The following is a 12,451-nucleotide window of genomic DNA, read 5'->3' as shown; positions in this document are numbered from 1 at the left end:
CTTACGAACACTTCGCAAAAACATATAGTCTATTTCTTTATTTAGTAATAAATTTAAAGCAAAACATATCTAGATAGAAGTCGTAATTACTCCTGGATGTTTCTGCGACGAGCATAAACAAGCAAAGGGGGAGTAACTTCCTATTAAAACATATCAGTTGCTCATTTTTTATGCCTATTCTACATATTTCCTGGCTAAGAAAGTAGATGAATACAGTTAAATGAGTAAGTAATTGCAAATAATATGAAAGATGGAGGAAGTATGAAAATTGTTCTTTTAGGAATTTCAGTTATACTTTTTGGTATAGCAATAATATTAACATCAAGTGGAGGAGCAACAGCTTTGGGGCTTGGATTTTCATTTTTAGGTTTAATTATTTCGGTTGTTGGATGTTTAATAAAAGATTAAAAAGTAATATTACTTAAATAAGGCGATTTTACATCATGTCGACGCATAATAGTAAATTATAACGTAAGTTATATTATTTATTATAGATTTTATAGTGGGGGGATAGAGCTTGAAGGAAAACAAAGTATGGGACATAATTTTTTATTCTATGGGTGCTATAAGTATAATTATTTTAAGTTTGTTCATATTTGTTGCGTATTCATTTTCAGAATCATATTCATCACCTTTTAATAAGTTAAACAAAAATGATTATCAAAGTTTCCAAGAAATAGGTAATCAAATATTCAATCTGTATGATGAAGGGGATTTAAAAGATGAGGATGTGATTAACGTAACTAATAACTATAAAGTTAAAGATATTTTATCAAAATATCAAAGTACCGTAACAACAGTTTATATAGTTAATAAAGATGTTATTTTAATTTCTTTCGGTGCTATATTTCAAAGCATTGATGGAATTGCCATTAGACGGAATAATGCAGAGTTAAAAAATACATATAAAATTACTGGTTTTGACAAAGGAACACTGAATTATTGTGAACTTATACCAAATGTTTATCACTTCAATGCAGGAGTTTAATTCTTATTACACAAAATATAATAAGAAGAAGCAAGTTTCAGTCCTTTAGATTATATTTTCAATTCATAATGTAAGAAATACAGTTTCTACTATTCTGATATATTTTAATATTTAATAAATAAATTTATTCTTCTGCCAATAGTATATTATTATGGAGAATTAGTGATTGAAAGAGGTGTTTGGTTTTGGAAAAAAGATTGAGTCTTTTATTTGGTATAATAGGAAGTTTAGTTTTATTGATTTCACCATTAGGATTATCAATGATTTTTGGAAGCATAAGAGGCTATGTCACAGAGATTTTGTTTAGTATACTCACGATTTTAGGTTTCATATTTATTATTTATTTTAGTATTTTGTTGATTATAGACACAATAAAAACAATACATAAGAAGTAGGAACATATAGATTTTCATTAATAAAGAGGGAGAATATATGAAGAGGTTTTATATAATTGCAATTTTGATTTTATTACTTATTTTAAATATAATATTTATTAGTACTACTATGCATTATAAAGATAAAATTAATAAGGAAACATTTAAGGTGTATTTATTTGAAGGAGAAAACAATAATATAAAAATAAATGATGGTATTATTATAATATCTCCTAACAAACAGATATTAAATGGCGGAAAAATACAGTATGTAGGAAATAAACAAGAAAATATAACATCATATTCTAAAAAGATTTACATGAATACACAAGAAACCAATAAGGATATTTTATATAATTCTGTATCATCTCAAGGAAACGGTAATGGAACAACATTTCCAGATGAATTTTTATTAAATAGAGATATAGGAGAAATAAGTTCAAAGAAATTGTTTAGTGAAGAAGATATGGCTAACATTAAAGATAATCTTTATTTCTGCCTTAATTATTCAGTGAATGGACAAGAGACAGAAAGTACAGTAATAAAACTGAACGTGAAAGAGTTTGATATGAAAGAAGATAAATAATAGCCAACTCATAGTAGTAAATTAGCGTATATTTGTAATTACATTCAATTAAATGAGAGTAGGTATATCAGGTGTATTCCTTTTGTTAACAGGTTGTGGTATTAGCAAATCCGAAACTACTAATAATGAAGTGGATTTAAAACTAAAGTTAAATCCAAGCAACTCTATTAGTCCACTGTATGATGACACTGATATAAATAAAGGAAATATAAATAATGATGAAATTGCGAAAGTATTAATGGAAACCATATTGGATAGATATAAGGATTTAAATGACCCGAGTGTAGCAATTGAGGATTATGCAATAAAGAAAATAGATATGGTTTTAGAAACAAAGAAAGGTTCTGTTTTTACAGTCTTATATTCAGTAAAAGGTAATGCCACTAGAACAAGATGGGATGCAAATGAACAGTCTGACAGGTGGACAACTACACAAGGAATAAGTTGCAGCTTTTACGAGAATGCGGATCAGTATGTATTAAACATTATTGGTGGAGGACCCCTTTACTACAAGGGAAATGAAGATAAGTTAAATAAAGAGCAAATTGCAAAGAAATTATTTGAGGAGTGCTACATTGAACCACATCTATTTGATGGTAATAAAAGTAGTAGATTATTATCTTATAATATAGATAAAGTTGAACAGTACATGCCTGGAGATAATATTAAAAACAGATTACTATTTAATTTAGACTACTCAATTCAAGGAATTAAGGGAGAGTATTCTTAGAATCACCCAGTAAAATTTTCAAAGAACCGAAGCAAACACATTTATTCCATTTCGTTTTTTTAGATGTAAACTTAAACTGGTTTTATTTTGGGATTAGTGTTAATATATATAATGCTAAAAGTAATAACTAAAGGAGGATAAGAAATATATCATGGCGAAGGTTATTATTGCGGAAAAACCATCTGTTGCTAAGAATATAGCAGATGCATATAATATAAAAGCTAGAAGAGATGGCTATTTTGAGGGTAATGGTTATTATATTACATGGGCGTTTGGGCATCTTTTGCAGCTATATGATGCGAAAGACTATGATGAAAGTATGAAAGGTTGGAGATTTGAAAAGTTTCCTTTTATTCCAGAGCATTTTTTGTATAAGGTAAAATGTGATAGTGTAGATAGAACTATTGAAGATAAAGGTGCAAAGAAGCAGCTCGGAATAATAAAGACTTTAATTGATAAGGAAGATGTTGATGGAATTATTTCAGCTACTGACTTTGACCGCGAAGGGCAGGTTATAGCTGACGAATTATTTGATTATTTTAAGGTAGGAAAGCCTATATATAGATTACTTTTAAATGAGTGGACACCTGATGAAGTTAAAGGCGGTATGGAATCATTAAAGAACAATAAGGAAATGCAGCCTCTTCAAGATGCTGGAATAGGAAGACAATGGAGTGACTGGATCATTGGAATCAATTTAACTTCTGTAAGTACATTAAAATATAAATTCGAAGAAAATAAAACTATTAATATAGGCAGAGTGCTTCTTCCAACTTTGAAGATTATTTATGATAGAGATATAGAAATAGAGAACTTTACAGCAACAACTTATTATAAATTAGTGTCAAACTTCAAAACTTCTACCAATGAAGAATTTGAGGGACTTTATTATGAGAATGATTCTGAAAAATTTGAGAAAAAGGAAGATTTGGATAAGTTTATGCCTATGCTTGAAGGAGCAACGGCTAAGATTATTGATAAGCAGACAGAATTAAAAAAAGAATATCCACCATACTTATTTAACTTATCTAATTTACAAGGACACATAACTAGTAAATATAAAGGCTGGACATCAGATAAGGTTCTTAAGGTGGCACAATCTCTTTATGAAAAGAAGCTTACTACTTATCCGAGAACAGCAAGTGTTGTTTTAGAAGAAAGTTTAAAGGATAGAGCAAAAAAGGTTCTAGATACATTAAAAGCTGGATTACCATATGAAAAAGATATTAAGTTTAGCACATCTAAAAGAATTTTTGACAGCTCAAAAGTTGAAAGCCATAGTGCCATAACACCAACATATATAAAGCCATCAGGATTATCTGCAGATGAAAAAATAGTATATGATGCTATTAAGAATAGATTTATAATGCAGTTCATGCCTATAGCTGAATTTGAAGAAACGAAGGTTACATTAAAAGCTAATATTTCAGAGATGAATGGAGTTTTTGTTTCGAAAGGAAAAGTAAAGCTTGTAGAGGGATGGAAGGTAGTAGAAAAGATAGAAAGTAAAGATGTGATTCTACCAAAAGTTGAAATAGACGAAACTGTAGATATTGTAGATTCAAAGGTAAATGCTGTTACTAAGAAGCCGCCTAAATATCATACTGAAAAAACATTGCTTAGAGTTATGGAAACCTGCGGAAAAGGTATTGAGGGTAAAGAAGATTCAGAAGAAATGATGCAGGCTATTTTAAGTGGATATAGTATAGGAACACCAGCAACTCGTGCAGAGACAATAAAGAAATTAAAAGATATAGGGTACCTGAAGACAAAAGGTAAAAACCTTATGTGTACAGAACTTGGCAGAAATTTAGTAGAAACTTTTCCAGTAAAAGAGTTATTTGACTTGGAGTATACAGGAAGATTAGAAAAAACTCTTTCTGATATAGAAAAAGGTAAGTTTGCTAAAAGTGACTTTATAAAGCTAATAGTAGATTTTACAATTAGTTCTGTTGAATTAATAAAAAAAGATGATGGAGCACTATCAAGGTTTAAAGTTGAAATTCCTAAAGATAGTGAAAATATAGGGCCATGTCCAGTATGTGGAAATCCAGTACTTGAAGGGGAAAAGAGCTTTGGGTGCAGCAACTGGAAAAATGGATGCAAATATACAATTTGGAAAGATGACAAATACATAGCATCCTTTGGTAAGAAAATATCTAAAGAAATGGTTGAGCTTTTACTTAAGAATGGAAAAGTAGGATTTAGAAATCTTAAAAGTAAGAAGGGAAATACATTCTCAGCATACTTTAAGTACCAAAAGAACGAGGAAACTGGATACTTTAACTGGAATATTGAATTTATTGATAACAGGTAATCGAAATGATTACCTGTTTATTTTTTAGCTGCTTACCATAGTCCCACCATTTACATGAAGCACTTGTCCAGTGACGTAGGATGAATCTTCTGAAGCTAAATAAACATATGCAGGAGCAAGCTCAAATGGCTGACCAGCTCTTTTCATAGGGACGTCAGATCCGAATTTGGCAACTTCCTCTGCGGAAAAGCTAGATACTATAAGAGGAGTCCAAATTGGGCCTGGAGCTACGGCATTAACCCTAATTCCTCTGTCGACTAAGGATTTGGATAAAGAACGGGTGAAGGTTACGATTGCTCCTTTAGTTGAAGAATAATCAATTAATGTCTTATGGCCTTCATAGGCAGTAACTGAGGCAGTATTTACAATGGTGCTGCCTCTTTTCATGTGAGGGAGTGCAGCTTGTGTGAGATAAAACATAGGAAATATATTAATTGAATATGTTGTTTTTAATTGACAATCAGATATTTTCTCGATACTATCCTGGGGAAATTGAACGCCGGCATTATTTATTAATATATCTATGCCGCCTAATTTATCGATTGTACACTCAACTAGTTTTGAGCAGAAGTTTTTATTGGATATGTCTCCAGGCATTAATAAACATTGTCCTCCGTACTTTTCAACATATCTCTTAGTTTTCATAGCATCTTGGTGCTCATATAAATAAGAAATAGCAACATCCGCCCCCTCTTTTGCAAAAGCAATCGCAGTGGCTCTTCCAATTCCGCTGTCACCACCTGTAATTAATGCAACTTTATTTCTTAATTTATCACTACCCTTATAATTAGGATTATCAAATATAGGGGGTGGGTCCATTAATTCCTCAATTCCAGGCTGCCGGTCTTGATGCTGGGGTGGAAATCTCTTTGGAAGTTTATCAAAGTCAATTTTATTTCTTAATTCTAAAGTCATTAAATTCTCCTTATATAATTTTAATGATACTATCCATGTTATGAATTTACGAAATTATCTGTGAAGGATCTATACCAAGTAAGGCTTCAAAATTCAGCTTTAGATTTTTTTATAAGTATGTGTAGATTATAAAAGAAATGGAATAATAATCTTGAGGTGAATTTTATGGAAAGTGTTTGGATTAATAATATTAATTTTAGAAGAAGAGAGTCTTTAAATAAGAATATAGAATGTGATGTTATTATTATAGGGGCAGGGATAGCAGGGCTATTAACAGGGTATATGTTAAATAAAAGCGGAAGAGATGTAGTAATTATTGAAGCTAGAAGTATCTGCAGCGGGATTACAAAGAACACAACAGCTAAGATAACTTCACAGCATGATATAATTTACAACAAGCTAATAAAGGAATTTGGAGAGGGAAAAGCAAGGCAATATGCTAAGGCAAATGAACTTGCAATTCAAAGGTATAGGGAAATAATTGATGAAGAAAAGATAGAGTGTAACTTTGAAGGAAAGGACGCTTATGTATATACATTGAATAAGATAGAAGAGTTAGAAGATGAGTATGAGGCTGTCAAAAAGTTAGGAATAGATGCAGAAATGTTAAGCGAAGTGAATCTTCCAATTGAGGTTAAAGCAGCGCTAAAGTTCAAAGATCAGGCTCAATTTAATCCATTAAAATTCTTAAAGCCTATATCTGAAAAATTGACTATTTATGAAAATACCACAGCAAAAGATATTAAAGATAATTTAGTAATTACTGAAAATGGGGAAATAAAAGCAAATCACATAGTAGTAACAACTCACTATCCATTTTTAAACACCCCAGGGTATTATTTCATGAGAATGCATCAAGAAAGATCCTATGTTTTAGCATTAGAAAATGCTCAAGATGTAGGTGGGATGTATATAGGTAATAATCAAGGTACATATTCTTTTAGAAATTATGAGAATTTATTGTTATTTGGCGGAGTATCACAAAGAGCAGGTGAAAATGAAGAGGGGCTAGCATACGAAAAATTAAGGGAAGCAGCAAAAAAATATTACCCAAATTCAGTGGAAAGATATCACTGGTCAGCTCAGGATTGCATCACTTTAGATAATATTCCGTACATAGGACATTATTCAAGTAAAATGCCAAATGTTTATGTAGCAACAGGATTTAATAAATGGGGAATGACAAGTTCCATGGTATCAGCAATGATAATAAGCGATATGATTCTAGGAAATAAAAATGATTTTTCAGAAATCTTTTCACCAAAACGATTTGATCTGTCAGCATCAATGAAAAATGCAGCTAATGATATAGTAAAAACTGTGAAGAATTTTATTGCTCAAAGAATAAATATTCCAGAAGAACATTTAGGAAATATTGAAAATGGACATGGCGGAATAATAGAATATAAAGGTGAAAAGGTAGGAGTATACAAAGATAATGATGGCAAGGTGCATACTGTATATACAAAGTGCGCTCATTTAGGTTGTGAAGTTCACTGGAATGCTGATGAATTAACCTGGGATTGTCCTTGTCATGGATCAAGATATGACTATGAAGGAAAATGGATAGAAGGCCCTACAACTAAATGTCTCAATAAAATGTAAGGGTTAAACATATAACTTAAATTTAAGTTATATGCTGTTTATGTTCTAAAGAAAAATTTATATCTACCATATTATTAAATGTTGTGCTATAATTAATTCAATATTTAATAGACAAAGCTGTCTCAAAATTTTATGTTTTGAGGCGGCTTTTTTATATTAGCGGTGAAATAAATTTATTTCCTAAAATTTCAAATAAAAAATATATTACGAAGTAAAAAATAGGGGGAGTCATAAATGAAGAAATATACAGAAAAAAATAAAGAAAAATTAGTGAATGGTCCTGATGTCTTTGCAGAGACATATAGTGTAGAACTTTATATGAAAGAAAATCCAATTATATTTGAAAAGGAATTATTAGCAAATATAAATAAATATTGTAGTAATGTGGAACTTGTGGCAAAGCAAGATAACAATACTACATTTGCGTTTAATGATTATGTGTTAGAGTACAAAAATATAAGTGCTCCAGTTTCAATAATAATCAGTGTGATTTATGATAAACCAGATGAAGAAAAATTGAGAAATTCATTAGGTCAATCATTGAATTTTAATAATAAAGAAGCAATTGAGGAATGTAAATATAGAGTTTTAGTAACTGATGTAATGGCTATTGGCTTAGAGTATACAAAAAGAATAGAACTTTTTCAAAAAGCACTTTATGCTATTGTTGAATTAATGCCATGTGAGGGAATTCATTTTCATCTAACAGAGCAATTCATAAGCAGGGAGGATTACTTAGAAAATAATCCATCAAATGATGATTATGATCTTTTGCTAGGCATATTAAATGTAAGATTGTTTAAGGCTCAGGGAATGAAAGATGAGTATATCATGGATACATTAGGGCTATCAGCGGTAGGTTTGTGTGATTTACAATGTCATTTCAAAAACTTAGATCCTGATCAAATTTCAAATTTGCTATATTCTTACGGATACTATATTTTTGATAATCAGGATGCAGCTGATAATTTGAATACAGTAGAAGGAATTACTGAAGACAACATATGGAAATGCAGACATGAAGTTTCAATTGTAAAACCTGAACGTGTTGTGTTAGATATTAACCCTGGAAAAGGATTTTCAGGAGGGAATAGGGGATAATGTGTTGTGTTGATCATCAATATGACATGGTTATTTTCCTATAGCAGAACTATATTGAAATGCTCTTATTTCTTTAATGAGATAAGAGTGTTTTTATTTGCAGTTTATTTTTTTATGAATATAATGAAAAAGAATATTCATAAAAAGAAAAGTGTTAAAAATTTTTTTCGTTTTATATTGACATGTAAAAGGTAGCAAGGTAAACTTATAAAAGTAAAATAAAAATTGAATTAAATTTTAGAAAACAATGGCGTTTTCATTTCAAAAAGAAAGATATGTCTGATGATAGAGATACCTTTTTGAAGTGGAGACGTTTTTTTTATTAAACAATGATTTTAAAACATAATTAAAAGTTAACAATTTAATAATTATTCAAGGAGGAATAAAAAGATGGAAATGTTTAATGGTGCAGATATGGGATTTGTAATTATTTGCGCTGCGTTAGTAATGCTAATGGTACCAGGTTTAGCTCTATTTTATGGAGGAATGGTAAGAAGTAAAAATGTTTTAAGTATTACAGTACATAGCTATGCAGCACTTATCGTTATATCTATACAATGGATTTTTATTGGCTATACTTTAGCGTTTGGGCCAGATATTAATGGTGTAATAGGTGGACTTGATTGGAGCTTTTTACGAAATGTAGGGATAGCTCCTAATGCAGATTATGCAGGTACAATTCCTCATTTAGAATTTGTAGTATTTCAATTAATGTTTGCTGCAATTACGGCAGCTGTTATTTCAGGTTCTGTTGCTGAACGTATGAACTTTCCAGCTTTTATAATATTGATTATTTTATGGAGTACACTTGTTTATTCACCTATAGCTCACTGGGTATGGGGAACTAATGGATGGTTAAAGAATTTAGGAGTGCTTGATTTTGCAGGTGGACATCCTGTTGAGATAAATTCAGGTATTTCAGGACTTGTTGCTGCAATCTTCGTTGGTAAAAGAAAAAAAGCAGTTCCAGAACCACACCATATACCTATGGCAATACTTGGAGGCGGACTTTTATGGTTCGGATGGTTTGGATTTAATGCAGGTAGCGCTCTTGCTGTAAATTATGTAGCGATTAATGCATTTTTCACTACAAATACTTCAGCAGCTGCAGGAGCAGTAGCTTGGGTAGCTTGCGAATGGTTACTTTACAAAAAACCTACTGCTTTAGGAACAATCAGTGGAGCCATAGCAGGACTTGTTGCAATAACTCAAGGTGCAGGTTATGTAGCCCCTATTTCGGCTGTATTTATTGGATTAGTTGGGGGAGCGTTAAGTTTCTTTGCAATAGCAGTATTAAAGAGAAAGTTAGGATATGACGATGCTTTAGATGCATTTGGATGCCATGGTGTTGCAGGTATTTGGGGATCCATAGCTACAGCTATTTTTGCATCAAAAGCAATTAATCCAGCAGGTGCAGACGGGGCAATATACGGTAACTTTGCTCTTTTAAAGGCTCACTTAATATCAACTGGTGCGACAGCTTTATATGCTGCTGTTGCAACTTTAGTAATTCTTAAGGTTATGAGTCTCTTTATGAATTTAAGAGCTACTTCACAGCAAGAATCAGAAGGATTAGATCTCTCTTTACATGGGGAAGAAGCTTATTCGGGATTAAATATGTAATAATGTTTATAAATTTAAGGGTCAAGCACAAGTGCTTGGCCCTTTATGTATAGATAATCAAACTAAACTTAGACTTATGTGATAACTCTTCGAAAGAAAAGGTATATTATATACTCCAAAGTATGATGTTGTTTATCCAAACTAAGTATGAGGCTACCGAAGAAATACCTATATTTCTGTATAAGTTATTTAGAAAAATATGTAAGGTATCAGCAAGCCTTCTATATCCCTATGAAATAAACACGTATTCAATTTAGTCGAATATACATAAGTTAGAGAGTAGCAACAAGGCAGGTGTTTCATACAATATAATTGTTATAATTATAAGGAGTTTGTTTATGAAAGCTGGTCTTAAATTTGATGCAAATGGAAACTTTAAAATTGTTCAATTTACAGATTTACATGAAGGTCCAAACAGTGATAAGGGTATAGATCTTATGAACAAGATATTACAATATGAGAAGCCTAACCTTGTTGTTTTATCTGGAGATAGCATTGATGGTAAATGTCAGAGCGTAGGGGATATAAGTAAGGCAATCAGCCACATAGCAGAGCCGATGGAAGGAAGAAAAATTCCTTGGGCTATAATTTTTGGAAATCATGACGATGAACATAAAGTTATGTCTAAAGAGGAAATGATGAAATTATATATGGCTTTCGATTGTAATATTAGTGAAATAGGGTATAAGACTTTTGATAGAATTGGAAATTATAATTTTTTAATACAAGGTTCAAAAGAGAATATACCTAAATTCAATGTCTATATGCTGGATTCAGGAAAATATGCACCAACGTTTATAGGTGGATATGACTGGATAAAACTTACGCAAGCATGCTGGTATAAAAGAACCGCATTAAAATTAAAAAAGAAATACAAAAGTATAATACCAGCGATTATGTTTTTTCATATACCATTGAAGAAATTCAAAGAAGCATGGGAGACTGGATTAATAGACGGGGAAAGACATGAAGATGAATGCTGTGCTAAAACAAACTTGGGTTTCTTTAATAAGTTAGTTAATACAGGTGATGTTAAGGGTGTATTTGTAGGTCACGATCATCTAAATAACTATTGTGCAGAATTAAAAGGAATTAAGCTTGGCTATGCGGGATATACCGGATATGGAGGCTATGGAGAGGATGATATTCCAAGAGGGGCAAGAGTTTTCCTGATTAATGAGTCAAATCCAGCAGATTTTAAAACATGGTTAAGAAGAGAAGGAGATAAAGAATTGAGATTGTGATTCACGTTGCTTCCTTTGGAAGATTCCACTGCAATAACCCATAACATAAATAACAACCCCTGAATATAAGGTTGGGGTTGTTATTTTATCACGCCATTAAACATAAAACGATATATAAGTTGCACGATTTTTTCTATGGGAGGATTATTCCCTTGTCCGTAACCATAATGAAAAACCCCTATCAGTGCGGATAATACATATTCGATTTTGTATTCAATTACAAAATCATCTTCCGTATTATAATTGGAAAAAAGTTGCTTTAGTAGAGGTCTAAAGACGTTCTTTAATTTACCTTGAAATGAGGGATCGCCATTGTCTCCCAATAGAACACCATAGTAATTACAGCGCTGCTGATATATTTTAGAAAATTGATTAAAATGCAGCATCAACTCATGTTCTGTCAAAATGGTTATTTTATGATGCGTGCTTAAATTTGGTAAAACTGAGTTTTCAAGCTGCTCTAAAATATCGTAAACATCCTTAAAATATTCATAGAATGTTCCTCTGTTATAGCCTGCCTTTGTTGTGATGTCTTTTACTGTGATTTTTTCGATTCGCTTTTCACAGTATATTTGCCAGAACGCATCTATTAAATTTTTTCTTGTTTGCATAGTAATCTCAGGTTGCTTGTTCATAGAAATTTCCTCCTTCGCTCCCGGAAAAACCGACAGATTATCCATGATTGTTGGTTGATGAAGAATCGCAAAATTATTACAATACAACTATACAACAAGTTGTTGGATAAATCAAAGATCTCTTTAAAGAACGAAATGCAGAGATGTGTAGAATGTAAGATAAATTTTGAATGATACTTATCAAAATCCTATAAGGTATTCTACAAGATAGTGTAAAGTAAGCTATGAAAAAATAGAAGTAAAAATCAATCTACACTATTAAGTAAAAATGTTTAATTTTACAATTTATCATTTGATTTTGTGTATGACAAAAGACCTCCGTCGCCGAAGGCA

12 protein-coding genes are annotated in these 12,451 nt (G+C 31.3%); 10 read left to right on the top strand and 2 right to left on the bottom strand.

The annotated features are described in order from the left end of the window. The first annotated feature begins 261 nt into the window (after positions 1-261). The 6 genes from CLCHR_RS24900 (at position 262) to CLCHR_RS17695 (ending at position 4,995) form a co-directional block, all read left to right on the top strand. Entirely contained in the window at positions 262-408 is a 147-nt protein-coding gene (locus CLCHR_RS24900; protein ID WP_160358353.1) for a hypothetical protein, read from the top strand. A gap of 109 nt (positions 409-517) precedes the next feature. Next, a complete protein-coding gene (locus tag CLCHR_RS17715; RefSeq protein ID WP_079441237.1) occupies positions 518-988 on the top strand; it encodes a hypothetical protein in 471 nt (156 codons plus the stop codon). 185 nt (positions 989-1,173) lie between these two features. Beyond that, entirely contained in the window at positions 1,174-1,383 is a 210-nt protein-coding gene (locus tag CLCHR_RS17710; RefSeq protein ID WP_079441236.1) for a hypothetical protein, read from the top strand. Positions 1,384-1,420: 37 nt separating this feature from the next. Then, positions 1,421-1,948 (top strand): hypothetical protein, encoded by a 528-nt coding sequence (locus CLCHR_RS17705; RefSeq protein ID WP_079441235.1) that lies wholly within the window; start codon positions 1,421-1,423, stop codon positions 1,946-1,948. Between the two features lie 52 nt (positions 1,949-2,000). Then, positions 2,001-2,678: a hypothetical protein gene (locus tag CLCHR_RS17700; protein WP_139376262.1), complete on the top strand. Its 678-nt coding sequence runs from the start codon at positions 2,001-2,003 to the stop codon at positions 2,676-2,678. A gap of 151 nt (positions 2,679-2,829) precedes the next feature. Beyond that, positions 2,830-4,995: a type IA DNA topoisomerase gene (locus tag CLCHR_RS17695; protein WP_079441233.1), complete on the top strand. Its 2,166-nt coding sequence runs from the start codon at positions 2,830-2,832 to the stop codon at positions 4,993-4,995. Between the two features lie 24 nt (positions 4,996-5,019). On the opposite strand, the gene CLCHR_RS17690 is transcribed toward CLCHR_RS17695, so the two are convergent. Beyond that, positions 5,020-5,910, bottom strand: a complete 891-nt coding sequence (locus tag CLCHR_RS17690) for an SDR family oxidoreductase (RefSeq protein ID WP_079441232.1) — start codon at positions 5,908-5,910, stop codon at positions 5,020-5,022. A 165-nt stretch (positions 5,911-6,075) separates the two neighbouring features. Here CLCHR_RS17690 and CLCHR_RS17685 point away from each other — a divergent pair, with 165 nt between their 5' ends. The 4 genes from CLCHR_RS17685 (at position 6,076) to CLCHR_RS17670 (ending at position 11,483) form a co-directional block, all read left to right on the top strand. Beyond that, complete coding sequence (locus CLCHR_RS17685) at positions 6,076-7,515, top strand: FAD-dependent oxidoreductase (RefSeq protein ID WP_079441231.1); 1,440 nt, start codon at positions 6,076-6,078, stop codon at positions 7,513-7,515. Between the two features lie 234 nt (positions 7,516-7,749). Continuing rightward, on the top strand, positions 7,750-8,616 hold the full coding sequence (locus CLCHR_RS17680) for a DUF4261 domain-containing protein (protein ID WP_079441230.1): 867 nt from the start codon (positions 7,750-7,752) through the stop codon (positions 8,614-8,616). A gap of 390 nt (positions 8,617-9,006) precedes the next feature. After that, on the top strand, positions 9,007-10,239 hold the full coding sequence (locus tag CLCHR_RS17675; RefSeq protein ID WP_079441229.1) for an ammonium transporter: 1,233 nt from the start codon (positions 9,007-9,009) through the stop codon (positions 10,237-10,239). A 338-nt stretch (positions 10,240-10,577) separates the two neighbouring features. Further along, positions 10,578-11,483 carry a metallophosphoesterase family protein gene (locus CLCHR_RS17670; protein ID WP_079441228.1) on the top strand — a complete coding sequence of 302 codons (906 nt, stop codon included), beginning with the start codon at positions 10,578-10,580 and terminating at the stop codon, positions 11,481-11,483. 80 nt (positions 11,484-11,563) lie between these two features. On the opposite strand, the gene CLCHR_RS17665 is transcribed toward CLCHR_RS17670, so the two are convergent. Continuing rightward, positions 11,564-12,118, bottom strand: a complete 555-nt coding sequence (locus tag CLCHR_RS17665; protein ID WP_079441227.1) for a TetR/AcrR family transcriptional regulator — start codon at positions 12,116-12,118, stop codon at positions 11,564-11,566. Between the last annotated feature and the right edge of the window lie 333 nt (positions 12,119-12,451).

Source organism: Clostridium chromiireducens, from assembly GCF_002029255.1.
Lineage (GTDB): Bacteria > Bacillota > Clostridia > Clostridiales > Clostridiaceae > Clostridium > Clostridium chromiireducens.
This window is presented reverse-complemented; position numbering and strand designations above follow the sequence as displayed.

Bases quoted from the DNA above. Each gene is read 5' to 3' on its own strand.
- CLCHR_RS24900 (WP_160358353.1), top strand. From the start codon at position 262: ATGAAAATTGTTCTTTTAGGAATTTCAGTTATACTTTTTGGTATAGCA.
- CLCHR_RS17705 (WP_079441235.1), top strand. From the start codon at position 1,421: ATGAAGAGGTTTTATATAATTGCAATTTTGATTTTATTACTTATTTTA.
- CLCHR_RS17700 (WP_139376262.1), top strand. From the start codon at position 2,001: ATGAGAGTAGGTATATCAGGTGTATTCCTTTTGTTAACAGGTTGTGGT.
- CLCHR_RS17695 (WP_079441233.1), top strand. From the start codon at position 2,830: ATGGCGAAGGTTATTATTGCGGAAAAACCATCTGTTGCTAAGAATATA.
- CLCHR_RS17690 (WP_079441232.1), bottom strand. From the start codon at position 5,910: ATGACTTTAGAATTAAGAAATAAAATTGACTTTGATAAACTTCCAAAG.
- CLCHR_RS17685 (WP_079441231.1), top strand. From the start codon at position 6,076: ATGGAAAGTGTTTGGATTAATAATATTAATTTTAGAAGAAGAGAGTCT.
- CLCHR_RS17680 (WP_079441230.1), top strand. From the start codon at position 7,750: ATGAAGAAATATACAGAAAAAAATAAAGAAAAATTAGTGAATGGTCCT.
- CLCHR_RS17675 (WP_079441229.1), top strand. From the start codon at position 9,007: ATGGAAATGTTTAATGGTGCAGATATGGGATTTGTAATTATTTGCGCT.
- CLCHR_RS17670 (WP_079441228.1), top strand. From the start codon at position 10,578: ATGAAAGCTGGTCTTAAATTTGATGCAAATGGAAACTTTAAAATTGTT.
- CLCHR_RS17665 (WP_079441227.1), bottom strand. From the start codon at position 12,118: ATGAACAAGCAACCTGAGATTACTATGCAAACAAGAAAAAATTTAATA.